Raw genomic sequence first — 24,969 nt, forward strand, 5'->3', positions numbered from 1 at the left:
GTCACAACTGCACCCAGTCCGTTACGACGCGGCCGGTCGCCGTGTCACAGCGCAAGCGCATCGCGCCGGCAGGCAGGGTCGGCAGTTCGAAGAAGCCCGATTCGTCGACCACGATGTCGTACGTCGTGCCGTCCGCGGTTTCGACGCGGATCTCGGCCGCGCTGGGCGGCAGGATCTGACCGACGACTTCGGAGCGCACCACCTCCAACTCCACGGACAGCGGCGTCGAGGTGAACACCAGCACCCGGTCCGCGTTCGACTCGGCCCGGACCTCCGCGGCCGACGCCATCGACGAGTCGAAGGTCAGGCTCGCCAGCAGCAGGTCGTCGTCGATCGTGCGCCACGACAGGGCGCCTTCGGCGTGCTCGGCGATCGTGTGTGCCAACGGCTCGGTGGCACGGACGGCCGCCGCGAGATCCTCGAGGAGATGGTCATCGTCATCCCAGCGATGCCGCGTCATGCCGATCACCTCCTGACAGGTCGGATGCGACGTACCTTCTGACGGCCGGCGTTCTGCGCAGCCGTTCGAGCGCACGGGCCCGGGTCGGACCGATGCTGCCGACCGGGATCCCGGTCCGCCGCCTGATTTCGTCGTACGACGGCTGCGGGTCGGTCATCAGCAGCAACAGCAGTTCGCGTTGCCGGCTCGGTAGCTCGGCCAGCCCGGCGAGCAGCACCTGGTGCCGCTCGGACCGGACGAGTCGTTCGTCCGGATCGGGAACCTCGACCGCGACCGGTGGCTGGTCGGCGTTCAACGGGTCACTCATCCTCCGGTGGTGTTGCGAGGACAGATAGCGGATCGACTCCCGGCGCGCGGTCGTGACCAGCCAGCCGGGGATCGCTCGCGGTTCCTGCAGGCTGTCGAGGTGCTCGACGAGCCGCAGCCAGACCGTCTGTGCGACGTCCTCGGTCTCGGCCGGCGTCAGCCGGAACCCGCGAATGACCGATACGAGCAGGGGCGCATAGCGGTCGACGAGCTCCCGCCATGCCTGTTGATCGCCCGCGGCCGCGGTGACCACAAGTGCGGTGACTGGTGAGACATCCTGTTCCATTCCCGCTCCCGGGTTGGTACGTGATGCTTCGGCGCGAGGGGTGCACGCCACCGATCCCCCCTGCGGTGGCGTGCGTCCATGGTGTTCCGGGTCCGCAGGCTCAGGGCTCGCGGAGCAGGAACGTCGGGCCCTCGCTGAAGGCGGCCATCTCCGTCAGCACGTTCAGCGCGGTGCGGTAGGTGATGACCACGACGAGCTTGTACACGCCGGAGTCCGGCGCCTTGTCCGGCCGCAGCGTGTTGGCCGGGACGGTGATCTTCGCGGCGTACGCCGGACCGCCGTTGGCCGGCACGACCTTGCTGCCGATGAGCACCTCGGGACCGGGGCCCATCGATTCGGCGTACGCCTTGACGGTCCAGTTGCCGTCGAGCAGCACGGCCGTGGCCGGCGGCTGGACCGTCCACTGGATCGTGACGTCGAACGGGAAGTCGTCGTCGAGGACGCGGTTCGGATTGCCGTCGTGATCGATGATCGCTACCGCGGTCACCGAGCCTTCGAGACCGGCGAGGCCGTCGAAGTTGGGATCTGCTGTCATTTCGGGTTCCCCCCAAGTAGGCGCCCCACTCACCAGAGCGCTCTTACCTGGACGGACCTGCTCCGAACTCCACCAGATACATCCGATCCCCACGCGGCTGGTCGTCTACTTCTTGCAATAATCGATCGAGATATTGCGTGCACGTGTCTACGGGGTTACGGTCTGGCGCAAACCGCCCCGTTGAGAGTGAGTCGCGCATGATCCGGTCAGTGAAATCCTGGAGAGCCGGCGTGCTCTCCGTCTGCGGCGCGCTGGTCGCCGCGAGCCTTGCCGTCCTCGGATCCACGCCCGCGTGGGCCGCGGCGTCCGGTGGTGTCGGCGCCACGCTGCCGTACGTCGAAGTGCAGGCCGAGAACGCGTCCACGAACGGGACGGTGATCGGCCCGAGCGCGGCGTACAACACGCTGGCGGCCGAGGCGTCGTACCGGAAGGCCGTCACGTTGCAGGGGAGCGGGAAGTTCGTCGAGTTCACGACGCCCGCGGCGACGAACTCGATCGTCTTCCGTTACAGCATCCCGGACACCGGGTCCGGGTCGGTCTACACGCCGCAGCTGTCCCTGTACGTCAACGGGACCAAGCAGCCCAACTTCACCCTGACCAACGCCTACAGCTGGTACTACGGCGGCTATCCGTTCACGAACCAGCCGGGGAGCAACCCGCACCACTTCTACGACGAGGTGCACCGGCTGTTCCCGACCACCTATCCGGCCGGCACGAAGTTCCGGCTGCAGGTCGACGCCGAGGACACCGCTTCGTCGTACACGATCGACTTCGCCGACTTCGAGAACGTCGCGGGTGCGCTGTCGCAGCCGTCCGGCTCGGTCTCGGTGACGAGCCAGGGCGCGGACCCGACGGGTGCGGCCGACTCGACCGCCGCGTTCAACTCCGCGATCGCCGCGGCCGGCGCCGGTGGCACGGTGTGGATTCCGGAGGGGACATTCAAGATCCCGGGCCATCTGATCCTGAACAACATCACGATCAAGGGCGCGGGGATGTGGCGCTCGACGGTCGTCGGTGCGGCGCCGGGCTTCTACGGCAACTACGCGCCGAACGCGAGTAGCGGCGTACACCTGGCCGACTTCGCGATCTTCGGCGACGTCCAGGAGCGTAACGACGGCGCACAGGTGAACGGCATCGGCGGTGCCTTGAACAACTCCACGGTGGACCGGGTGTGGATCGAGCACGAGAAGGTCGGCGCCTGGATGGACGGCCCGTTCACCAACCTGGTGATGAGCGGTCTGCGGATCCGGAACGTCACCGCCGACGGCGTGAACTTCCACAACGGCGTCACCAACTCCAAGGTCACCAACAGCGATCTGCGCAACCTCGGCGACGACGGCCTGGCGACCTGGGCCGAGCAGAACGCCGACGCGAACGACTCGTTCGACCACAACACCGTGCAGTACCCGATCCTTGCCAACGGCATCGCGATCTACGGCGGCCACGACAACTTCGTCACCGACAACCGGGTGATCGACGCCGGCCTCACCCAGGGCGGCGGGATCCACGTCGCCCAGCGGTTCGGCTCGACGACGCTCGGGCGCACCGACGTACTGCGGAACACGATCATCCGCTCCGGCAGCCTCGACCCGAACTGGCAGTTCGGCGTTGGCGCGCTGTGGTTCGACGCCCGCGACGGCGCGATGTCCGGCCTGACCAACATCGACAACATCCTGATCCAGCAGAGCCCGTTCGAGGCGATCCAGTTCGTCTCGGGCTCGAACATCAGCAACGTCCACATCAACAACGCGACGATCCAGAACACCGGGACCTGGGTGGTGCAGGAGCAGGTCGGCGGATCGGCGACGATCACCAACAGCACCGCCACCGGCACGCAGGCGCCGGGACCGATCTACAGCTGTGGCGTCGGTTTCACCCTCACCGACGGCGGCGGCAACTCGGGCATCTTCGCTCCGGCGCAGTGCCAGAACATCACGTCGCCGACGTTCCCGCCCTACCTGCCGGACAACGGCTCGCAGATCTCGATCAGCCCGACCGCCCTCAGCTTCGGCTCCGTCGCGACCGGCGGATCGAGCTCCCCGCAAGCCGTCACGGTCACGAACAGCGGTACTGCGGCGGCGCCGGTCAGCGCAATCGCCACCAGCGGTGACTTCAGTCAGACCAACAACTGCGGCTCGAGCATCGCGGCCGGCGCTTCGTGCACGGTCAACGTCACCTTCCGGCCGACGGCGGCGGGCAGCCGGTTTGGGAACCTGACCGTCAACGCCTCCGGCATCACGAACACTGTCCCGCTCTCGGGCACCGGCGTCGCACCCGGTCCGATCATCAACGCGAATCCGGGCAGCCTGTCCTTCCCGGACACCCTGGTCGGCAGCTCCTCGTCGGCTCAGACCGTCGCCGTAACCAACTCGGGTACGACGTCAGCGACCGTGTCGGGCGTGACCGCTACGGGCGACTTCAGCCAGACGAACAACTGCTCGACGCTCGCCGTCGGGGCTTCCTGCACGGTCACGGTGACCTTCCGGCCGACCGCATCCGGATCGCGCACCGGCGCTGTGGCGGTGAGCGGCAACGCCAACAACAGCCCGACGTCGATTTCCCTGACAGGTAACGGCATCGGGACCGACACCAACCTCGCGCGCGGCAAGCCGGCATCAGCCAGCAGCCAGGTCAACGGCACGCAGACCCCGGCCACGGCGACCGACGGCGACGCGAACACCTATTGGGAAAGCGCGAACAACGCCTTCCCGCAGTGGTTGCAGGTCGACCTCGGTACGGCGCAGAGCATCGGCAAGGTGACGCTGAAGCTGCCGCCTTCGGGGGCATGGGGCACGCGGACGCAGACGCTGTCGGTCCAGACAAGCACCGACGGGTCGTCGTACAGCACGGTCGTCGGGTCCGCGACGTACACGTTCACTTCGCCGACGAACGTCGTGAACATCACCGTGCCGGCCACGAACGCGCGTTATGTGCGGGTCAACATCACGGCCAACAGCGGTTGGCCGGCCGGACAGGTGTCGGAGTTCGAGGTGTATCCGAGCGGCGGTGCGGCTCCGGGGCTCACCACCAACCCGTCGTCGCTCACCTTCGCCTCGCAAGCGCTCAACACCAACAGCGCGGCGCAGCCGGTCACCGTGACCAACACCGGCACGGCAGCCACCTCGGTCAACGTCAGCATCACCGGTGACTACAGCCAGACCAACAACTGCGGCACTCTCGGGGCGAACGCGTCCTGCACTGTCAACGTCACTTTCCGCCCGACCGCCGCCGGCACCCGCACCGGAACGCTGACGGTGAACAGCAACACCGTTGCGCTGTCCGGCACGGGTGCCGGCGTAACCAACACCAACCTCGCCGCGGGTAAGCCCACCAGCGAGTCGAGCCACAATGACGTCTACCCGTCCAGCAACGTGACCGACGGCAACCAGTCGACGTACTGGGAGAGCGCCAACAACGCCTTCCCGCAATGGGTCCAGGTGGACCTCGGCTCAGCCGTCAGCGCCGGCCGGATCGTGCTGCAGCTGCCCGCCGGCTGGGGAGCCCGGACCGAGACGCTCTCCGTCGTTGGCAGCACCAACGGCAGCACGTTCACCACCGTCGTACCTTCCGCCAACTACTCGTTTGCCCCCGGCAACAACAACACGGTGACCATCACCTTCAGCCCGACCACCCAGCGCTACATCCGCCTCAACCTCACCGCAAACACAACCTGGCCGGCAGGCCAACTCTCCGAATTCCAAATCTGGAATTCGTAGTCGCCGCCCCCGGCCTGACGCGGGTCAGGCCGGGGGCGACAACGGTGTTCACGACTGGTTGTTGCGGGTGAAGAGTTGGAGGAAGAAGAGGAAGACGTTGAGGATGTCGAGGAAGATCGAGGCGGCCATCAGCGGCGCCGAGGCGATGTCGGTGGATCGGCGCAGGCGCTGGAAGTCGAAGGCCGTCAGCGCGGCGAAGATCACCAGGCCGATGACCGAGTAGATCACGGCCCCGCCGGGAATCCGGACGAAGATCAGCACGATCCCGAACACGAGCAGGCCGATCAAGGCCCAGGACGCGACGCGGGCGATCGCGGACAGATCCCGGCGGGTGGCATACCCCGCGGTGCCGAAGGCTGCGATGAACAGCGCGGTCGCGCCACCCGCCTGCCACAGCGCGCTGGGGTTCACGTCGGCGTAGTACGCCAGAGTCGGCGCAACCGCCACCCCCATCAGTAGGCCGAACGCCGCCAGGAGCGCGACTGCACCTCCCGGCGACCTCCGGACGGCAAACTGCAGGGCAATCAGCGCCACGAACGCGCCGATGAACGCGATGATGCCTACGGCGCCGTGCAGATCGCGGCCGAGATACGCCCCGAGCGCGAACAGCCCCGCCGTCATCGCGACGTACTGCATGGTCTGCGCGAACAACGTCCGCACCTGATCCCGCCCAGCCGAACCGGCCTGCGAATAGCTCATCGAATCGCTCATACTCCGAGCGTCGCCGATCCCCACCTGCGTGACACCAGGGAAAGTCCCTGGTGTCACGTGTGCACGCGACCGGTCAAGCCTTTGAACTCTGAAGTTGGCGGGTGGTCGGTCGGTCTTGCTCGTCGAGATGTACGACGATGTGGTCGTCCCAGCGGTTGTCGGAGTGGGGATGGTCGGAGCGCCAGTGGCAGCCGCGGCTGTCCTGGCGGGCGGTCGCTGCTGCGACGACGGATCGTGCCACCGTTGCGAGCGGTCCGGTGCCGGCGGTGTCCAGCTCGTCCGCGGCGGCGTTCAGGCCGGCGCCGTCGCGGCGGATGCCGGCGTACCTGCTGAGGATCGTGCGGATCCGCTCCGGTTCGCGGTCCTCACCCAGCGCGACCTCGTGCGAACGGCCGTGATCCGCCGGGGGGAGCTCGAGGGTCAGGGCCGTGGCGACGCGCCTCCCGAACACCAATCCCTCCAGCAGGCTGTTGGACGCGAGCCGGTTGGCTCCGTGTACGCCGGTCGCGGCGACCTCGCCGACGGCGTACAGGCCTGGTACGTCGGTTGCGCCGTTGCGGTCGGTCCGAACCCCGCCGCACAGGAAGTGTTCGGCCGGCGCGACCGGGATCTGCTCGGACACCATGTCGACGCCGATGCGTGCACAGGAGGCCAGCACGGTCGGGAATCGCCGCCGGAGTACGTCGGGCGCGACACCTGTCGCGTCCAGCCAGACGTGGTCCGAGCCGTCCCGGCGCATCGTCGCCTCGATCGCCCGGGCGACGACGTCCCGCGGAGCCAGATCGGCTCGCGGGTGCAATCCGTCCATGATCCTGCGGCCATGGACGTCACGCAGTACGGCGCCCTCGCCCCGGACGGCCTCGGTTACCAGAGGCAACTGGCCACTGGTCTCACCGGTGTGGAGCGCGGTGGGGTGGAACTGGACGAACTCCATGTCCACCAGCGATGCTCCGGCTCGCAGCGCCAGGGCGATGCCGTCACCGCGCACCGCCGACGGATTGGTGCTCGCCAAGTAGGCATTGCCGATACCGCCTGTGGCCAGTACGACGGCGCGCGCGTCGATCTGCGTGAGCTGGTTACCCGTCTCGACGAGCACCCCGACGACGCTTCCCGAGTCCGACTGGACCAGGCCGATCGTCCGGCCGGTCATCGTCCGGACGCTGGTTCGCTGCAGGGCGGTACGGAGCGCGCGATGAACCTCCGCCCCGGTCGCGTCACCGCCGGCGTGCACGATCCGGGGCCGGCTGTGGCCGCCCTCCAGAGTTCTCGACAGCGATCCATCGGCGTTGCGGTCGAAGCGAGCCCCGTGAGCGATGAGCTCGGCGAGTCGCTGCGGTCCTTCCTCGACCAGCGCCCGGACGTTGCGGGGATCGCAGAATCCCGCGCCCGCGATGTCGGTGTCACGCCAGTGGTCGAGCGGATCGTCCTCGCCGTACGCCGCCGAGACGCCGCCCTGCGCCCAGGGCGTGCTGCCGTCGCCCGCGCTGAGCAGGAGTACGTCGCGGGTCGCGGCGAGACCGAGCGCGGTCGACAGGCCCGCCACGCCGGAGCCGATCACGACCACGTCGACGGCGCGCGTCACCGAGCACCCGCAGGCTTGCCGATGGCAACCATCCGCTCGACCGAACGCCGGGCCCGCTCGACGATCTCGGGCGGGAGCTGGATCTCGTCGCGTCCTTCGCGCAGGCACCTGACCAGCAGCTCCGGGGTGATCATCTTCATGAAGCGGCACGAGGCCTTCGGGTTCACAGGGACGAAATTCGTTCGCTGGTTGACCTTGCGAAGCTGGTGCAGCATGCCGATCTCCGTCGCGATCAAGGCCGTCTTCGAGGTCAGGTCGCGAGCGGTGTCCAGCATGCCGGCGGTGGAGAGGATGTGGGTCCGCTCGGCCGGCAGATCACCCACGCCGGCAAGCCAGATCGCCGACGACGCGCAGCCGCACTCGGGATGGACCAGGACCTCGGCCTCTGGATCGGCCGCCACCTGAGCGCGCAGGTCGGCCGCGCTGATGCCGGCATGCACGTGGCACTCGCCCATCCACACCTCGATGTTGTCCCGGCCGGTCTGCCGCCGGACATGTGCTCCGAGGAACTGGTCCGGGAGGAACAGGATCGGCTGGTCCGCCGGAATCGAGTTCACCACCTCCACCGCGTTGGACGACGTACAGCAGACGTCGGCCTCGGCCTTCACTGCCGCGCTGGTGTTGACGTAGGCAACGACCGCGGCGTCGGGGTGCTCGGCCTTCCAGGCCCGTAGCTGGTCGGCGTCGATGGTGTCCGCCAGCGAGCAGCCCGCCTGAGCGGTGGGGATCAGCACGGTCTTGTCCGGGCTGAGAAGCTTGGCGGTCTCCGCCATGAAGTGCACGCCGCAGAACACGATCGTGGAGGCGTCCGTCTCGGCCGCGATGCGCGACAGAGCGAGTGAGTCGCCGACGTGGTCGGCGACGTCCTGGATCGCAGGCTCCTGGTAGTTGTGGGCGAGGATCACCGCGTCGCGCTCCTGGGCGAGGCGTCGTACCTCGTCCTGCCAGGTGATCGCTGTGTTCTGACCAATGGTCACAACAGTTCCTTCTTCCTCAGTTGAGGCTGTGATCGCGGGCGACCAGCAGACTGATGTCGAGTGCCGTGGGGGAGTGGGTCAGGGCGCCGACCGAGACGGCGTCGACACCGGTGGCGGCGACGTCTGCGACGGTGTCGAGCGTGATGGTGCCGGAGGCCTCGAGTTGCGAAGTGGACCCGGAGGTGTTGCGCCGCTTGACGATCAGGGCCATCTCCTCGGCCGGCATGTTGTCCAGCAGGATCCACTCGACCTGGCAGTCCAGCGCTTGGCGGGCTTCCTCCGCAGTGGTGACCTCGACCTCGATCGCCAGATCTCGACCTTCTGCGGTCATGCCGTCCCGGACCCGGCGTACGGCTGGGAGGATGCCTCCCGCCGCGGCGAGATGGTTCTCCTTGAGGAGGACCATGGCGGCCAGGTCGAGCCTGTGATTCGTCCCGCCGCCGCAACTGACGGCGTACTTGTCGATGGCGCGGAGACCGGGCGCGGTCTTGCGGGTGTCGAGGAGCTGGACCGGGCGCGCTCCGATCGCGGCCACGAAGGCTGCCGTGAGGGTTGCGATGCCGGACATCCGCTGGACCCAGTTCAGCGCCACCCGCTCGCCGGTGATGATCGAGCGCGCGGCACCACTGATCGACGCGAGCGGCTGTCCGGGGACGACCGGATCGCCGTCGGCAACAGCCGGCCGCACCGTGACGGTGGGATCGACCGCGGCGAACACTCCTTGCAGGAGCGGCAGGCCGGCCACGCGCCCCGCCTGCTTGGCGACCACCGTCGCCTCGACCTGTAGGTCGGCCGGGACGCTCCATCGCGTGGTGACGTCGTCCACCGCCTGATCCTCGGCCAACGCGGCCGTCACCGCGGTCCGGACCGTCTCCGTCGTCAGTTGCATAGGTGCTCCGACCTTCCGTGATGTTTTCGCTTCAGAGGCGATAACTAGCTGCACGCTACCATCGGCGTCGTGCCCGAAGCCAAGAAAGGTGATCCGGTTAACTTCCCGAGCTACCCGCACGAGGTGCTGTCGGTGGTCCTGTCGGTCCGGGATGGCAGGTTGTGCGTCCTGCTGTGGAAGCGCGCCCGGAACCCCTATCGCGGTCGGTGGGCGCTTCCCGGCGGCGGGGTCGAGCCGACGCAGCGGCTCCGGGAGGCCATCACCAGCCACCTGGCGACGAAGGTGGACGTCCGCGATGTCGCACACCTTGAACAGCTGGCCACTCACAGTGCGATCGATCGCGATCCACGGGCGCGCGTACTGGCGACGGCCTACCTCGGCCTGGTTCCGTCCGACGTACAGCCGGTGCTTCCGTCCGACACTGTCTGGCACCCGGTCGAGGACCTGCCGCAGACCGCGTTCGACCACCACTACTTCATCGAGGCCGCGGTCGGTCGGCTGCGCGCCAAGCTGTCCTACACGAACATCGGCTTCGCGCTAGCCCCGCTGGAGTTCACGATCGCCGAACTGCGCGATCTGTTCGGCGCCGCACTCGGCTACGAGCTCGGCGCCACCAACCTGACCCGCGTCCTGACCCGGCGCCACGTCATCGACCCGACCGAGCGTCGAGCCACTCCCGGCCAGAGCGGTGGCCGGCCCGCGACCGTCTACAAATTCGTCGCGCGCGAACTGACCGTGACCGACCCCTTCGCGGTGCTCCGACCGCCGCGCTGACTGCCTCTCAGGCGAGCCCCTGGTGCGTCTCGAGGAGGTAGTCCTCGACGGTGAACAGGTGCGCCGACATCTGGATCCGCGCCCGATCGGGGTTGTGCGCCGTCAGCGCGGCGAGGATCGCGAGGTGTTCGCCGTGGGCGGTTTCATCGGCGCCGGGCTCCGTGATCGATCGACGGAGCCGGTCGCGCATCGTTCGTCCACCGAGTGCGTTGATCAACGCCGCCAGGACCGGATTGCCGGCCGCATCCGCGATGATGCGGTGGAAGGCGATGTCGTTCTCGATCACTGTCTCGTGATTCGGCGCGTCGAGCCTCAGTTCGGCCTCGTTGTGGCGCAGCAGTTCAGCGGCGGCTTCGAGCTCTGCCGGCGCGATCTGTCGCGCCGCAAGGCCTGCGGCCTCGGTCTCGAGGACCCGGCGTACCGCGTGCAGGTGATGCGTGCCGCTGCCGTCCTGCAGGTCGACGACGAATCCGATCGGGGCGAGGAGCATCGACGGGTCCAGTTTGGTGACGTAGGTGCCGTCACCTTGGCGGGTCTCCAGCACGCCCATCATCGACAGCGCGCGGACCCCTTCGCGGAGCGGATTCCGGGAGACGCCGAGCGCCGCGGCAAGGTCCTTCTCGACGGGAAGCCGGTCGCCGGAGCGGAGCTCGCCGTCGATGATCATCTGCCGGATGCCCTCGATGACGACATCGGTCTGGGACACGCCAGGTGGCCGGGACCGCTCGGCCACGTCGCCGGGGCTCACGGCAGCCGTTCCCGTTCCGCTCGCGCCGACCAGTAGCCGCCGTCCGGGAACCGGTAGGTCTGAAGTGACTCCCTGTGCATCTCGGCACTGTAACCCGGAGCGGCCGGAAGCACGTAAGCACCGGCCTTGACCACGCAGGGTTCGACGAAGTGCTCGTGCAGGTGGTCGACGTACTCCGTGACGCGTCCCTCGAGGCTGCCCGACAGGGCGACGTAGTCGAAGATCGCGAGGTGCTGGACGAGTTCACACAGCCCGACACCGCCCGCGTGCGGGCAGACCGGCACGTCGAAGCAGGCAGCGAGCAGATAGACCGCGAGTACTTCGTTGACGCTGCCGAGGCGCGCGGCGTCGAGTTGGCAGTAGTCGATGGCGCCGGCTTGGAACATCTGCTTGAACAGCACGCGGTTCATGCCGTGCTCACCGGTGGCGACGCCGATGGGCGCCACGGCCTTACGGATCGCGGCGTGGCCGAGGATGTCGTCGGGGCTGGTCGGCTCTTCGATCCACAGCGGGTCGAACCCGGCCAGCGCCTTGACCCATTCGATGGCCTGCGGCACGTCCCAGACCTGGTTCGCGTCGATCATCAGATGACCGTCCGGGCCGAGCACCTCGCGGGCGATGCCGCAGCGCCGGATGTCGTCGTCGAGGTTGGCCCCGACCTTCAGCTTGACGTGTTTGTAGCCGGAGGCAACGGCCTCTTCGCAAAGCCTGCGCAGCTTGGCGTCTGAGTATCCGAGCCATCCCGCAGAGGTGGTGTAGCACGGGTAGCCGGACACCTCGAGCTCGGCAATTCGTTGCTTGCGGCCCGCTTCCTGAGCGGCCAGCAGGGCCACCGCCTGATCGGCGGTCAGGACGTCGCTCAGGTAGCGCAGATCCGCGGCGTCGACGAGTTCTTCGGGCGACATCTCGGACAGCAGTCGCCACAGCGGTACGCCGGCCCGCCGGGCGGCGAGGTCCCAGACGGCGTTCATCACCGCGGCCAGCGCCAGGTGGATGACTCCCTTGTCGGGACCGAGCCAGCGCAACTGGCTGTCCGACTGGAGTTCCCGGTAGATGCCGCCGAGGTCGTTGCACAACTCGTCGACGTCCCGGCCGATCAGCGGCTGGGCGCGTTGTTGCGCCGCCGCGACGCACAGGTCGTTGCCCCGGCCGATCGTGAAGGTGAAGCCGTGTCCGGACAGGCCGGGAGCGTCGGTGTGCAGAACGATGTACGCCGCCGAGTGATCACCGTCCTTGTTCATCGCGTCCGAACCGTCGCTGGTCAGCGAGGTCGGGAATCGGACGTCGACAACCTCCAGCGAGGTGATGCGTGGCATGGCGGCCCCTCACATCGGTCCCATAGAGATGGGATCTTTTTGACAGAACGATGCCGCTCAGTATGGACCAACCGTCCGCGCAGCGCTACGATCCCGGAAATTCATAGGACTAATACCTCGTCTCATCGACGGAGGACTGCGGTATGAGCAACCTGGTGAGCTCAGACCGGTCCGCTGCGCAGCGCTTGCGCTACGACCGGCCTGCGGAGACGTGGCTCGAGGCTGTGCCGCTCGGCAACGGCCGCATCGGCGCGATGTGTTTCGGGGGTCTCGGCAGTGACCGGATCGGGCTGAACGACGAGACTCTCTGGTCGGGCGGCCCGGAGACCGCCCGCTTGTTGTCGGCTCCGCTCGGTGCGACCGGCGCGGAGGCGGTGCAGGCAGTGCGTGATGCCCTCGTGGCGGGCGAGCTCCGCCGGGCGCACGAGTTGGCCGGCGGTTTCCACTCCGGCTATTGCCAGGCGTACCTGCCCCTGGGCGACCTGCTGATGGACGTTCGTATCAGCGGCACCACGCCTTCCGTCGGCGAGGTCGCGCAGTACCGCCGCGAGCTCGATCTGGACACCGCGACGGCGACCGCGGAGTACGAGCTTGGCGGAGTCGCAGTGCGCCAGGAAGTCTTCGTCAGCGCTCCGGACGGTGTCCTGGTCGTGCGCCTGACAGCGTCCGAGCCGGTACTGGGGCTGACGAGCCGGTTGACCTCGCAGTTGCAGTCACAGCCGCACCCCGTCGAGAACGGGCTCGGATTGTTGTTGCAAGCTCCGGCCGATGTCGCCCCGCACCATCGCGATGTTCCGGTGCCGATCCGGTACTCCGACGGTGCGGACCGCGGTATGGAAGCGGCCATCGCACTGCGTGCCACGACCGACGGGCAGCTCCGAGCCCTCGACACCGAGCTCACGATCGAGGAGGCGACCGAGGTCGTCCTGATTCTGTCCACCGATACCGGGTACGACGGGCCGTCGACCTCACCGACCCGATCGGCGACGGAGTGCTGGGCCGCTGCGGATCAGAAAGTGCTTGCGGCGCGTGATCGCCCGTACGACGAGCTCGTGGCGGACCATCGTGAGGATCACCAGCGGCTCTTCCGTCGTTCGTCGCTCGAGCTGCCCGGTCCTGCCGAGAATGCCGACCTGCCGACCGACGTACGCGTCGCCGGTGCGGTCGACGTCGAAGACCCTGCACTGGTCGCGCTGCTGTTCAACTACGGCCGCTACCTGATGATCGCGGGCTCGCGACCGGGTGGCCTGCCGACCAATCTGCAGGGGATCTGGAACGACATCCTCCGGCCGCCGTGGTCCAGCAACTTCACGGTGAACATCAACACCGAGATGAACTACTGGCCCGCAGAGACGACCAATCTTTCCGAGTGCCATGAACCGCTGCTCCGCTACATCGGTCAGCTAGCCGAGGCCGGGCATACGACGGCGAAGGAGCGGTACGGCTGTGGTGGCTGGACCGCGCACCACAACGCCGACGCATGGTGCTGGTCGTTTCCGGTCGAGGGCGATCCGCGATGGTCGAACTGGCCGATGGCAGGTGCCTGGCTGGCCCGCCACCTGTGGGACCACTACGCGTTCACCGGTGATCTGGACTTCCTTCGCGAATCGTGGCGCGTACTGCTTGGCGCCGCGGAGTTCTGCCTGGACTGGTTGACGGAGATGCCGGACGGCACCCTCGGTACGGCGCCGTCGACCTCCCCGGAGAACACCTACCTGGCCGACGACGGACAGCCCGCGTCGGTGACCTGGTCGGCGACCATGGACCTGGCCCTGATCTCGGATCTCTTCCAGCGGGTCGAACAAGCGGCCGAACTGCTCGATATCGTCGATCCGCTGGTCGGCGAGCTGTCCACCGCCCGCAAGCGACTGCCCGAGCCCGCGATCGGCTCGCGCGGACAGCTGCAGGAGTGGTTGGCGGATCTACCCGAAGAAGATCCCCATCACCGGCACATGTCGCACCTCGTCGGTCTTCATCCGGGAGACGCGATTACGCCCGACGGCACGCCGGCCCTCGCGGCCGCCGCGGCCCGGACGCTCGAACTGCGTGGCGACCAGGCCACCGGCTGGTCGCTGGCCTGGAAGATCAACCTGTACGCCCGGTTGCGCGACGCGGCCGGCACGCACCGGCTCGTTCGGGCGTTCCTCGCGCCGGCCGGCGACACCTCGACCGACTATGTCGGCAGCGGCGCCGGCGTCTACCCGAATCTCTTCTGCGCCCATCCGCCGTTCCAGATCGACGGGAACTTCGGCGCGACCGCGGGCATCGCCGAGATGCTGCTGCAGAGCCACACGGGCGAGATCGAACTGCTTCCCGCGCTGCCGGCCGAATGGCCGAGCGGGCGGGTCACGGGCCTGCGGGCTCGCGGCGGGGTCACCGTCGATATCGCGTGGACGCCGGCCGGCGTCGAAGCGGTCCTGACCGCCGACCGGGACCAGGAGCGGGTCGTACGTCGCGGCGACGACCGGGTTCCGGTCAGCTTGAGCGCCGGCGTCGCTCACCGCGTGAGCCCGATCTGACAACGGCACGGATGAAGGAGGTTCCATGGCTACCCTGACCACGGTCCGGCCACCGGCCGGTGAGACGCCGGTACGGCGCCGGCGGCGGCGAGAACGTCCCGGAGTCCAAGGACTGCGCCGCAGTCTTCGGCGGCACTGGACCCTGTACCTGTTGATGGTCGTGCCGCTGGTGTGGTTCGTGATCTTCAAGTACATCCCGATGACGAACGCAGTCCTGGCGTTCAAGAGCTTCAATGTGATCAAGGGCATCTGGGGAAGCCCGTGGGTGGGCTGGCAGAACTTCGACCTGTTCTTCCACAACCCGGTGTTCTGGACCCTGGTGAAGAACACCTTCATCCTGTCGGTCTACACCGTGGCGGCGAGCTTCCCGATCGCGATCATCCTCGCGCTGGCACTCAACGAGGTCCGCAACGGTATCTTCAAGCGGTCCGTCCAGATGGTGACCTACGCGCCGTACTTCATCTCCACCGTGGTGGTCGTCTCGATGACGATCCTGGTGCTGTCACCGCGCCTCGGCATCGTCAACGAGGGCCTGGGCTTCTTCGGCGTTCCGTCGATCGACTTCCTCGGCAATCCGCAGTACTTCCGCCACATCTACGTGTGGTCGGACGTCTGGCAGACCACCGGGTACTCCGCGGTGATCTACCTGGCCGCGCTGTCCGGCATCGACCCGGCGCTGCACGAGTCGGCCAAGCTCGACGGCGCCAGCCGGTTGCAACGGATCCGGCACGTCGACCTTCCCGGCATCATGCCGACCGCGGTGATCATCCTGGTGCTTGCTGTCGGCAACATCATGGCCATCGGGTTCGAGAAGGCGTTCCTGCTGCAGAACCCGCTCAACCTGAGCGAGTCCGAGATCATCGCCACCTACGTCTACAAGACCGGCCTGCTGAACGCCGACTTCAGCGGCGCCACCGCGATCGGCCTGTTCAACTCGGTCATCAACCTCGCGCTGCTGCTGATGGTCAATGCGATCGCCAAGCGGATCACCGGGAACGGATTGTGGTCATGAGCGTCCAAACCGAAACGAGAACGGTGCCGAACAAGCGGGTCGAGCGTCGCGCGGCGCGCGCCCGCCGGATCCAGGAGCCGCGGACCGACCGGATCTTCCTGTTCTGCGTGTACCTGCTGCTCGCGGTCTTCTTCGTTGTCGTCCTGGCGCCGTTGCTGTACATCGTGGCCAGTTCGTTCAGCAGCCCCGAAGCAGTGTCGGCCGGCCGGGTGCTGTTCTGGCCGGTGGATTTCTCGCTGCGCGGGTACCACGCGGTGTTCGCGAATCCGCAGATCATCCAGGGCTACCTGAACTCGCTGTTCTACACCGTGGTCGGCACGATCGTCAGCGTCACGATGACGATCGCGATCGCCTACCCGATGTCGCGCCGTACGCTGGTCGGACGCAACGTGGTGATGACGGCCATCCTGTTCACGATGTTGTTCACCGGCGGCCTGATTCCGACGTACCTGGTGGTCCAGTCGGTCGGCCTGCTGGACACCCGGTGGGCGTTGATCATCCCGCAGGCGATCGGGGTCTGGCAGGTCATCATCGCCCGGACGTACTTCCGGACGGCCATCCCCGACGAGCTGGTCGAGGCCGCGCAGCTGGACGGCTGCGGCGACCTGCGGTTCCTGTGGTCGGTGGTGATCCCGTTGGCCAAGCCAATGATCGCGGTGGTCGCACTGATGTACGCGATCATGCAGTGGAACTCCTACTTCGACGCGCTGATCTATCTGAAGAACCCGGATCTGTTCCCGCTCCAGCTGGTCCTGCGGAACATCCTGATCCTCAACACGACCGGCGGCGGCGCCGTCGACGCGTCCGTCGTCATCCAGCGCCAGCAGCTCGCCGACCTGCTCAAGTACTCGCTGATCGTGGTCGCGAGCGTTCCGGTGCTGGTCATCTATCCGTTCGTCGCCCGCTACTTCACCAAGGGAATCCTGATCGGCGCCGTCAAGGGCTGATCCTCCGATATCACCCGGTATCACTCCGTATCACCCCGTATCACCTCGACCCCTGTGAGGGAACCATGTCTGTACGAATCAGTAGGCGGAGGCGTGCCGCGATCGCCGGTATCAGTCTCCTGGCACTCGGTCTCGCGGCCTGTTCGGGAGGTAGTGGCTCGGACGCCACGGAGGGCAAGCCACTGCCGACGATCACCGGGAATCCCGCCGTCACCCTGAACGTCTTCTCGCCGCAGTCGGCCGACACGAATCTGGCCACGAACGACTTCACCAAGCTGATCAAGCAGAAGTTCAACCTCACCATCAAGTGGCAGACCACGACGTTCGACGGTGGGCCGGCCAAGGAGAAGCGGCAGATCTCGCTGGCCAGCGGCGACTACCCCGATCTGTACCTGCTGATCCCGTGGGTCGACCAGTTCACCACGGCGGACCTGCTGAAGCTGGGAAATCAGGGTGTCCTGGTCCCGCTGAACCAGCTGATCGACCAGTACGCGCCGAACATCAAGAAGGCGTTCGACTCCACGCCGGAGTGGAAGGCGATGGCGACCGCGCCGGACGGCAAGATCTACGGGATCCCGCAGTGGGTGGACTGCTTCCACTGTTCGTACCCGGACAAGCTGTGGATGAACTCGGCGTGGCTGAAGAAGCTGGGCCTCGAGCAGCCGAAGACCACCGAGGACATGCGGAAGGTGCTGCAGGCGTTCAAGACCCAGGACCCGAACGGCAACGGCAAGGCGGACGAGATCGCGGTCAGCGCGAACGTCCGCGACAACCTCATCCCGTACTTCATGAACGCCTTCATCTACGACCCGCAAGGGCAGAACAACAGCGGCGGCAACAACACCACGCTGGTGCTCAACAACGGTAAGGTCGACGTCCAGGCGAACAAGGACGGCTGGCGCGAAGGCCTGAAGTACATCAACTCGCTCTACAAGGACGGCCTGATCGACAAGGGCGCCTTCACGCAGAACCCGGACGCGATGCAGCAGCAGGGCAACCACGGCGGCTCGGTGATCCTCGGCGCGGGCACCGTCATGCACCCGGGCATCTTCGTCAACACCGGTTCGGCGGACGGACGGGACAAGGAGTACGACGCCGTACCGCCGCTGACCGGTCCGGAAGGCAAGAACTACGCCAGCTACGTCTTCCCGAGCATTCCCGGTGCCACCTTCGTGCTGACCTCGAAGGCCACGCCGGAGAAGCAGATCCAGGCGATCAAGATGCTGGACTACATCTTCACCGACGAGGGCCAGATCAACGGTCAGTTCGGCTCGGAGGGCAAGGCGTGGACGAAGCCGGGTCCTGGTGACGTGGCGCTCGACAAGTCGCTGAAGCCGAGCTTCAAGCAGATCCCGCTGAAGCCCGGCTCGAAGCCGCGGAACTCCGGGTGGGGCGCGCTCGCGCAGTACAACAACACAGCGCAGTTCCGGAACTCCGAGGTCATCGACACCGACACCCAAACGCAGGCGGGGTACGAGCGCAAGCTCTTCGATGCCACCAAGCTGTACGCCGGCCACGAGGACAAGGCGCAGATCTACCCGTTCTGGAAGGTCTGGATCGACCCCACCCTCGCCAACGAGGTCGCGACCCTGCAGACCAACCTGGAGAACTACATCCAGCAGAACTCCCTGCAGTTCATCACCGGCTCGAAGAACATCGACACCGACTGGGACAGCTACGTCAAGGGGCTGGAGAGTCTCGGTCTGAAGCGCTACCTGGAGATCCAGCAGACCGCGTACGACAAGGTGCCCAACAAGTAGGCGGACCCGGGCCGGCCGGAGTGATCCGGCCGGCCCTCAACCGGTATCAGCGACTAGGAGCAAAGAGTGCCGTTCGACGCAACGTTCGAGTCCCTGTCCACGTTCGAGTGCCCTGACTGGTTCCGGGACGCGAAACTCGGCATCTGGTCGCACTGGGGACCGCAGTCGGTGCCGCGGTACGGCGACTGGTACGCGCGTCACATGTACCGGCAAGGCTCTGAGCAGTACCTGCACCACCTGCGGATGTACGGACACCCGTCGCAGTCCGGCTACAAGGACATCGTCCGGCAGTGGAAGGCGGAGCGCTTCGATCCGGCCGACCTGATGGACCGGTTCGTGGCGGCCGGTGCGCGGTACTTCGTGGCGCAGGCCGTCCATCACGACAACTTCTTCAACTACGAGTCGTCGGTGAACCCGTGGAACTCGGCGAAGGTCGGGCCGGGCAAGGACATCGTCGGCCTGTGGAAGGCCGCGGCCGAAGAGCGTGGATTGCCGTTCGGTATCACCGAGCATCTCGGTGCCGCGTTGACCTGGTTCGCAGTCAACAAGGGCAGCGACCGGCACGGGCCGCTGGCCGGCGTGCCGTACGACGGGACCGATCCGGCGTACCGGGACCTCTACCTCGACAACGCCAAGTATCTGCCGGCCGAAGACATCGTGGTGCAGGACCCGTGGTACGGCCAGGATCCCGCCTGGCACGCGTACTGGCTCGCGGCGGTCACGGAGATGATCGACCGGTACCAGCCGGATCTGCTGTACACCGACGGGCCTGTGCCGTTCGGCGAGGCCGAGTACACCCCCGGTCTGACCGCGATCGCCCACCTGTACAACACCAGTGCGGGGATCCACGGGACCAACCGCGCCGTGTACCAGCAGAAGGATCGCCGGCCCGAGGTGAGCGCGGTCGGCGTGATGGACATCGAGCGCAGTCAGACGCCTGGGATCAACCCCCGGCCGTGGCAGACCGATACCTCCGTCGGCGACTGGTTCTACAACGTCCGCGACGTCTACAAGACCGGCGGGCACGTGATCGAGATGCTCGTCGACATCGTGTCGAAGAACGGCAACCTCCTGCTCAACGTGCCGCAGCTGCCGGACGGCACGCTCGACCTCGAATGCATGCAACTGCTCGACGAGCTGGGCGCCTGGATGCGGGCGTGCGGCGAAGGCATCCACGGCACGCGTCCGTTTCGGGTCTTCGGCGAAGGCCCGTCCAGTGTCGTCATCGACGGATTCACCGAGGACCGCGTGGGCTGGACTGCTTCCGACTTCCGCTTCACCCGCCGGGAGAACACCGTCTACGCCTTCCAGATGGCCTGGCCGGAGGACGGACGCGCGGTGATCCGCAGCCTCGCGGATCACGAGACGGTGACCGGCGTACGACTCCTCGGCCACGGTCCGGTCCCGTTCGAGCAGGCCCACGGGATCCTTGTCGTCCGGCTGCCCGAGACTGCTCCGGTCGACGTCGCGAACTGCCTCGCCCTCGAGCTCGGCGCGTGACGTGCTGCGCACGGTTCGTGCGTCCGGCGGCCGGACAACACTGAAGGAAGGGCCGACCAGAGACAGATGGTTGCTGAACGCCCGTTATCTACGTGGGCTCAGTGCGGACAACCTGCTGCGGCCTTACCGCGCAGAGGCCGGTCTGTGGAGTTATTCGGGCTCCTGGGGCACGACCGTTGGCGCGGACTCGCCGGATGGTCCGCAGACCTGGCACTGGGGATGGGAGTCGCCGACGTGCGATCTGCGAGGCCACATCCTCGGTCATTGGCTGTCGGCGGCGGCGCGGGTCGGTGAGGAGGACCGCGAGGTGGCAGCACGAGCTGCCACCGTCGTGGACGAGCTCGCGACGTGCCAGCGGGCCAACGGCGGGCAGTGGGCCGGGTCGATTCCACCGGCGTACTTCGAACGGCTGGCCGCGGGCCGGGACGTGTGGGCTCCGCAGTACGTCGTCCACAAGACCTTGATGGGGTTGCTCGACCAGTACCGAATCGCGGGCAACGACCAGGCGCTCGAGATCGCGTCGGCTTTCGCCGGATGGTTCCATACCTGGACGAGTCGACTGTCGCGCGAGCAGCTCGACGACATCCTCGACCGCGAGACGGGTGGGATGCTGGAGGTCTGGGCGGACCTGCTTGCGTTCACCGGTGATCAGACCGCCGCCGATCTGATCGAGCGATACGACCGGCGCCGGTTCTTCGAGCCGCTCCTCGCCGGTGCCGACCTACTGACCAACAAGCACGCCAACACGCAGATCGCGGAGATTCTCGGCGCGGCCAGGGCCTGGGAGGTCACGGGCGAGCGACGCTGGCGTGACATCGTCGAAGCCTTCTGGGACTCCGCGGTGCGGGCCCGCGGGACGTACTGCACCGGTGGCAGCAGTTGCGGAGAGGTGTGGCAGCCGCCCGGGGAACAGTCAGCCCGTCTGCACGCCGTCCAGGAACATTGCCTCGTCTACAACCTGATGCGCCTCGCCGCTGTTCTGTTCCGGTGGACCGGCGATCACCGCTACGGAGACTACTGGGAACGGAACCTGGTCAACGGGATCCGGGCGCAGCAACACCCGGACACCGGTATGCCCGCGTACTTCTTGCCTTTGGCAACCGGAAGCCAGAAGAAGTGGGGTCGGCCGACCGAGGATTTCTGGTGCTGCCACGGCACCTTGCTGCAGGCCCAGAGCTCGGTCGGTGAGGCGGCTGTTTACCTCGACGACCAGGGGATTGCGGTCTGCCAATACCTCGAGTCGGTCACGACCTGGCCCGATCTGTTCGGCGGCCGGGTCGAGCTCGCGATCACGGCGGACGTCGAGCAGGGCGTCGCCCTCGGCCAACGACAAACTGCCTATGCCGCCGCGGGAATCCAGGAGTTGTCGGCGCGGCCGTTGCCGCGCCGCCGGCCGAACCACCACGTGCACGCCATCGACGTACGGTGCGAGCGACCGACCAGGTTCGAGATCCGGCTCCGCGTCCCACTATGGGCTACCGGCTCGCCGACGCTGGAGATCGACGGGAAACCGTTGCCGGTCGAGGTCAGGGACGGATGGATCCTGCTGTCCGAGGAATGGAGCAGCCAGCGCATCCGGCTGACTGTGCCGTCGGGATTGTCCACCGTGCGATTGCCCGACCAGCCGGACCTGGTCGCCGTACTCGACGGTCCGGTCGTCCTGGTCGGCCTCACCGAGCAGGAGACCGTGTTGTCCGGTGACCCTGCCGACCCGGCGTCGTTCCTCACACCTGACCGGGAGCGACACCACAGCTGGTGGCAGCCGGGGAGATACCGGACCCACGGCCAAACCACCGGCCTGCGCTTCATCCCACTCGCCGAGGTCCGCGACGAGCGGTACACCGTCTACTTCCCGGTGCGCTGCGCAACGTCCACCGGTGAGCACATCTCCTCGAGCAACGCACGGCGAGCCGTACGACCAAGTGAGGATCTATGACCGACCTGCTGCACTGGAGCACGCCTGACCTTGCTCTGACCTTCGTCCTCGATGACGGCCCCGTCCGGCTGGTTGCTGTCCGGGAGGGCTCGCAGCCGAGGGGTGGCGAGTCTGATCCGGGCCAGCCCTTGGTGGAGGTGGCCGCTGTGGGATATGGCCATTCCAGCAACCGTCACGCAGGCACTCTCCTGGGGCAGCGGTTGAGGTACGCCGGGCACGACGAGACCGGGACCACGCTGCGCATCGTCCAGGAGGAGCCGACGACGGGTCTCCGCGTCACCAGCGTCTTCGAGGCGCGGGCCGGCGTACGCGCCTGGACCGAAGCGTCGATCATCGGCCCGGGTTCTCTGGAGCTCACCAGCCTGTCGTCCTTGGTCGTCGGCCTCACGTCGATCGACGCCGAGCTGTACTCCGCCGCGAACAGCTGGATGGCGGAGAACCGTTGGTCCAAGGGCGTACTGCGGGACGTGTTGGCCGACATCGTCCACGATCCGCATCACCATGTCGCCAAGAGCCGGTACGCGGTGACGGGTATGAACTCGTGGTCCACGGGGGAGAGGCTGCCTGTCGGCGTTCTGGTCGACCGGAGTACGCCGTACGCCCTGGGCTGGCAGATCGAGCACAACGGCCCGTGGCACTACGAGCTCGGTGAGACCCGGCACGGCGGCTACCTGCTGTTGAGCGGCCCGACGGATCTGGAGCACCAGTGGAGCGTCGAGGTCACTGCCGACAAGCCGTTCACGACGGTGCCAGTGTCGCTTGTCGTCGGGACCGACGTCGACAGCGTGTTCGCCGCGCTCACGCGTCAGCGCCGGGCGATCCGGATGCGGCGCCCGGTCGACGACCGGATGCCGGTCGTCTTCAACGACTACATGAACACGTTGCTGGGTGACCCGACAACGGAGAAGCTGCTGCCGCTGATCGACGCCGCGGCCGAGGTCGGCGCGGACTACTTCTGTATCGATGCGGGCTGGTACGCCGAGGGCGTCTGGTGGAACACCGTCGGCGAGTGGCAACCGTCGGCGACGCGGTTCCCGAACGGGCTCGACGAGGTGATCAACCGGATCCACCACCACGGCATGGTGCCCGGACTCTGGCTCGAACCCGAAGTCGTCGGTGTCCGCTCGCCGATCGCCGACGAACTACCCGATGACGCCTTCCTTACCCGCCACGGCCGGAGAGTCGCCGAGAACGATCGCTACCTGCTCGACCTGCGCAGCCCGGCCGCACGCAAACACCTCGACACCACGGTCGACCGGCTGGTCGACGAGTTCGGCATCGGCTTCTTCAAGTTCGACAACAATTCCGTGACCGGGCCCGGAACCGACAAGAACGGGACGTCCGTGGGTCAGGGCCTTCTGGAGCACAACCGCGCACTGCTCAGCTGGCTGGACGGCATCCAGGAACGCCATCCGGACCTGCTGATCGAGAACTGCGCCTCCGGTGCCATGCGGATGGACTACGCCATGCTGGCCCGCCTCCATCTGCAGTCGACCTCGGACCAGGAACACCCGTTGCTGTACGCATCGATCACCGCGGCCGCACCGGCCGCCGTACTCCCTGAACAGGCCGGCCATTGGGCCTATCCGATCACCGGAACCACTCGCGAGGAATTCATCTTCGCCCTCGTGAACGGCATCCCCGGCCGCCTCTACCTGTCCGGCCACCTGAACCGGATGACACCCGCCGAGCTCGAGCTGATCCGGTCGGCGCTGTCAGCCCATCGAGAAGTCCTCGAGGACCTGGAGACGCTCATCCCCACCTGGCCGCTCGGCCTGCCCGCCTGGACCGACGAGTGGCTGGCCCTGTCCCTGAACGGCGCCAAGGTCTCATACCTGACCCTGTGGCACCGCGCGCCCGGCCCGTCCACCATCACCCTCCCGATTCCGCGGTCGAAGAAGATCGGGCCACACTTCCCGACCGACCTCGGCGACTGGACCTACGCCTGGACCGACGACGGTCTGGTCATCACCGCCAACACCCCCGAACCCGCCGCCCGCGTCCTCCGCCTGCAATGACCCGCGATGTGCCACCCGACTACGCGGGCTACCTGTACGCGCATTTCAAGCGTGAATCAGCCGACGGGGAGCAGATCTACTTCGCCTTGAGCGACGGCAACGACCCGCTGCACTTCGACGATCTCAACGGCGGCAAGCCGGTTCTGTACTCCGCGCTGGGGGAGTGCGGTGTCCGTGACCCGCACATCGTCCGTTCCCCGGACGGCGACCGGTTCTTCCTGGTCGCAACCGACCTGCGGCTCTACGTCAGCCTCGACTGGGACCGGCACCAGCGCTGGGGCAGCCGCTCGATCATGGTCTGGGAGTCGGCAGATCTCGTGAACTGGGGTGAGGGCCGACTCGTCGAGGTCGCTCCGCCCGAGGCCGGCAACACCTGGGCACCGGAGGCGGTCTGGGACCCTGAGCAGGACGCCTATCTGGTGCACTGGTCCTCGACCCTGTACGACAACGCCGAACACGAGGGTGACAGCTACAACCGGATCATGTGCGCCTCCACCCGCGACTTCCGCGAGTTCTCCCCGCCGCGCGTCTGGATCGACCGAGGATGGCACACGATCGACACCACGGTGATCCAGCACGAGGGTGTTTATTACCGGTTCCTGAAGGACGAACGCAGCCGCAGTGGCGACGTACCGCACGGCAAGTCGATCTACTCCGAGGCGTCGACGTCGCTGTCGGCGTCCGACTGGAAGCCGCTGGCCGAGGGCATCGGACTCGGAGTGGTCACCCGGGGCGAAGGTCCGTTGGTGTACAAGTCGAACACCGAGAACAAGTGGTACCTCTGGATCGACGAGTTCACGCCGGAACGCCGGTACGTCCCCTTCGAGACGACCGACCTCGCCGGCGGCGAGTGGATCCCGTCGAAAGACCATCGGCTGCCGAAAGATCCGTGCCACGGCGTCGTTCTGCCGGTGACCGCCGAAGAATACGAGCGGCTCAGTGCTGCTTGGATGTGAGTTCAGAAGTCTTTGGAGAGG

General features: G+C 67.0%; 19 protein-coding genes. 10 read left to right on the forward strand and 9 right to left on the reverse strand.

Features of this window, described 5'->3' with window-relative positions; all coding sequences use genetic code 11:
• Position 1: 1 nt before the first annotated feature.
• The 3 genes from AB0J62_RS18435 to AB0J62_RS18445 form a co-directional block, all read right to left on the reverse strand.
• A complete protein-coding gene (locus tag AB0J62_RS18435) occupies positions 2 to 460 on the reverse strand; it encodes a hypothetical protein (RefSeq protein ID WP_363871770.1) in 459 nt (152 codons plus the stop codon).
• Positions 438 to 1,052 carry a sigma-70 family RNA polymerase sigma factor gene (locus tag AB0J62_RS18440; protein ID WP_363871773.1) on the reverse strand — a complete coding sequence of 205 codons (615 nt, stop codon included), beginning with the start codon at positions 1,050 to 1,052 and terminating at the stop codon, positions 438 to 440. Before AB0J62_RS18440 ends, AB0J62_RS18435 begins: the two co-directional genes overlap by 23 nt.
• 100 nt (positions 1,053 to 1,152) lie before the next feature.
• Entirely contained in the window at positions 1,153 to 1,587 is a 435-nt protein-coding gene (locus AB0J62_RS18445; RefSeq protein ID WP_363871776.1) for a hypothetical protein, read from the reverse strand.
• Positions 1,588 to 1,796: 209 nt separating this feature from the next.
• Here AB0J62_RS18445 and AB0J62_RS18450 point away from each other — a divergent pair, with 209 nt between their 5' ends.
• Positions 1,797 to 5,303 carry a choice-of-anchor D domain-containing protein gene (locus AB0J62_RS18450; RefSeq protein ID WP_363871779.1) on the forward strand — a complete coding sequence of 1,169 codons (3,507 nt, stop codon included), beginning with the start codon at positions 1,797 to 1,799 and terminating at the stop codon, positions 5,301 to 5,303.
• Positions 5,304 to 5,351: 48 nt separating this feature from the next.
• Here the strand turns inward: AB0J62_RS18450 and AB0J62_RS18455 are convergent, their stop codons facing one another.
• The 4 genes from AB0J62_RS18455 to nadC all read right to left on the reverse strand — a co-directional run bounded on the left by AB0J62_RS18455 (position 5,352) and on the right by nadC (position 9,462).
• Positions 5,352 to 6,014 (reverse strand): Bax inhibitor-1 family protein, encoded by a 663-nt coding sequence (locus AB0J62_RS18455; RefSeq protein ID WP_363871782.1) that lies wholly within the window; start codon positions 6,012 to 6,014, stop codon positions 5,352 to 5,354.
• Positions 6,015 to 6,087: 73 nt separating this feature from the next.
• Positions 6,088 to 7,596 (reverse strand): L-aspartate oxidase, encoded by a 1,509-nt coding sequence (gene nadB / locus AB0J62_RS18460; RefSeq protein WP_363871785.1) that lies wholly within the window; start codon positions 7,594 to 7,596, stop codon positions 6,088 to 6,090.
• Positions 7,593 to 8,573, reverse strand: a complete 981-nt coding sequence (gene nadA, locus AB0J62_RS18465; protein ID WP_363871788.1) for a quinolinate synthase NadA — start codon at positions 8,571 to 8,573, stop codon at positions 7,593 to 7,595. Before nadA ends, nadB begins: the two co-directional genes overlap by 4 nt.
• A 16-nt stretch (positions 8,574 to 8,589) precedes the next feature.
• Positions 8,590 to 9,462, reverse strand: a complete 873-nt coding sequence (gene nadC, locus AB0J62_RS18470; RefSeq protein ID WP_363871791.1) for a carboxylating nicotinate-nucleotide diphosphorylase — start codon at positions 9,460 to 9,462, stop codon at positions 8,590 to 8,592.
• Positions 9,463 to 9,531: 69 nt separating this feature from the next.
• Between nadC and AB0J62_RS18475 the strand changes: the two genes are divergently transcribed.
• Complete coding sequence (locus AB0J62_RS18475; protein ID WP_363871794.1) at positions 9,532 to 10,236, forward strand: NUDIX domain-containing protein; 705 nt, start codon at positions 9,532 to 9,534, stop codon at positions 10,234 to 10,236.
• A gap of 7 nt (positions 10,237 to 10,243) precedes the next feature.
• On the opposite strand, the gene AB0J62_RS18480 is transcribed toward AB0J62_RS18475, so the two are convergent.
• Together AB0J62_RS18480 and AB0J62_RS18485 are read right to left on the reverse strand one after the other, a co-directional pair.
• Positions 10,244 to 10,984: a FadR/GntR family transcriptional regulator gene (locus AB0J62_RS18480; RefSeq protein WP_363871797.1), complete on the reverse strand. Its 741-nt coding sequence runs from the start codon at positions 10,982 to 10,984 to the stop codon at positions 10,244 to 10,246.
• Complete coding sequence (locus AB0J62_RS18485) at positions 10,981 to 12,300, reverse strand: L-fuconate dehydratase (protein ID WP_363871800.1); 1,320 nt, start codon at positions 12,298 to 12,300, stop codon at positions 10,981 to 10,983. The genes AB0J62_RS18480 and AB0J62_RS18485 overlap by 4 nt, the downstream gene beginning before the upstream one ends.
• A gap of 143 nt (positions 12,301 to 12,443) precedes the next feature.
• Between AB0J62_RS18485 and AB0J62_RS18490 the strand changes: the two genes are divergently transcribed.
• The 8 genes from AB0J62_RS18490 to AB0J62_RS18525 all read left to right on the forward strand — a co-directional run bounded on the left by AB0J62_RS18490 (position 12,444) and on the right by AB0J62_RS18525 (position 24,948).
• Positions 12,444 to 14,819, forward strand: a complete 2,376-nt coding sequence (locus AB0J62_RS18490) for a glycoside hydrolase family 95 protein (protein WP_363871803.1) — start codon at positions 12,444 to 12,446, stop codon at positions 14,817 to 14,819.
• A 25-nt stretch (positions 14,820 to 14,844) separates the two neighbouring features.
• Positions 14,845 to 15,831 (forward strand): ABC transporter permease subunit, encoded by a 987-nt coding sequence (locus tag AB0J62_RS18495; protein WP_363871806.1) that lies wholly within the window; start codon positions 14,845 to 14,847, stop codon positions 15,829 to 15,831.
• On the forward strand, positions 15,828 to 16,778 hold the full coding sequence (locus tag AB0J62_RS18500) for a carbohydrate ABC transporter permease (RefSeq protein WP_363871809.1): 951 nt from the start codon (positions 15,828 to 15,830) through the stop codon (positions 16,776 to 16,778). Before AB0J62_RS18495 ends, AB0J62_RS18500 begins: the two co-directional genes overlap by 4 nt.
• Positions 16,779 to 16,843: 65 nt before the next feature.
• A complete protein-coding gene (locus AB0J62_RS18505; protein WP_363871812.1) occupies positions 16,844 to 18,538 on the forward strand; it encodes an ABC transporter substrate-binding protein in 1,695 nt (564 codons plus the stop codon).
• Positions 18,539 to 18,604: 66 nt separating this feature from the next.
• Positions 18,605 to 20,038 carry an alpha-L-fucosidase gene (locus AB0J62_RS18510; RefSeq protein ID WP_363871815.1) on the forward strand — a complete coding sequence of 478 codons (1,434 nt, stop codon included), beginning with the start codon at positions 18,605 to 18,607 and terminating at the stop codon, positions 20,036 to 20,038.
• 1 nt (position 20,039) lies between these two features.
• Positions 20,040 to 21,974 carry a beta-L-arabinofuranosidase domain-containing protein gene (locus AB0J62_RS18515; RefSeq protein ID WP_363871818.1) on the forward strand — a complete coding sequence of 645 codons (1,935 nt, stop codon included), beginning with the start codon at positions 20,040 to 20,042 and terminating at the stop codon, positions 21,972 to 21,974.
• Positions 21,971 to 23,992, forward strand: coding sequence for a glycoside hydrolase family 36 protein (locus tag AB0J62_RS18520; RefSeq protein WP_363871822.1), 2,022 nt, complete (start codon positions 21,971 to 21,973; stop codon positions 23,990 to 23,992). The genes AB0J62_RS18515 and AB0J62_RS18520 overlap by 4 nt, the downstream gene beginning before the upstream one ends.
• Before the next feature lie 8 nt (positions 23,993 to 24,000).
• The gene (locus AB0J62_RS18525) at positions 24,001 to 24,948 is read left to right on the forward strand and encodes a glycoside hydrolase family 43 protein (protein WP_363871825.1); all 948 of its coding nucleotides are present in this window, start codon (positions 24,001 to 24,003) and stop codon (positions 24,946 to 24,948) included.
• Positions 24,949 to 24,969: the final 21 nt, after the last annotated feature.

This window comes from Kribbella sp. NPDC049584 (genome assembly GCF_040675555.1).
Lineage (GTDB): Bacteria > Actinomycetota > Actinomycetes > Propionibacteriales > Kribbellaceae > Kribbella.

Bases quoted from the DNA above. Each gene is read 5' to 3' on its own strand.
- AB0J62_RS18490 (WP_363871803.1), top strand. From the start codon at position 12,444: ATGAGCAACCTGGTGAGCTCAGACCGGTCCGCTGCGCAGCGCTTGCGC.
- AB0J62_RS18520 (WP_363871822.1), top strand. From the start codon at position 21,971: ATGACCGACCTGCTGCACTGGAGCACGCCTGACCTTGCTCTGACCTTC.
- AB0J62_RS18445 (WP_363871776.1), bottom strand. From the start codon at position 1,587: ATGACAGCAGATCCCAACTTCGACGGCCTCGCCGGTCTCGAAGGCTCG.
- AB0J62_RS18435 (WP_363871770.1), bottom strand. From the start codon at position 460: ATGACGCGGCATCGCTGGGATGACGATGACCATCTCCTCGAGGATCTC.
- AB0J62_RS18440 (WP_363871773.1), bottom strand. From the start codon at position 1,052: ATGGAACAGGATGTCTCACCAGTCACCGCACTTGTGGTCACCGCGGCC.
- AB0J62_RS18500 (WP_363871809.1), top strand. From the start codon at position 15,828: ATGAGCGTCCAAACCGAAACGAGAACGGTGCCGAACAAGCGGGTCGAG.
- AB0J62_RS18495 (WP_363871806.1), top strand. From the start codon at position 14,845: ATGGCTACCCTGACCACGGTCCGGCCACCGGCCGGTGAGACGCCGGTA.
- AB0J62_RS18485 (WP_363871800.1), bottom strand. From the start codon at position 12,300: ATGCCACGCATCACCTCGCTGGAGGTTGTCGACGTCCGATTCCCGACC.
- nadC (WP_363871791.1), bottom strand. From the start codon at position 9,462: ATGCAACTGACGACGGAGACGGTCCGGACCGCGGTGACGGCCGCGTTG.
- AB0J62_RS18455 (WP_363871782.1), bottom strand. From the start codon at position 6,014: ATGAGCGATTCGATGAGCTATTCGCAGGCCGGTTCGGCTGGGCGGGAT.
- AB0J62_RS18505 (WP_363871812.1), top strand. From the start codon at position 16,844: ATGTCTGTACGAATCAGTAGGCGGAGGCGTGCCGCGATCGCCGGTATC.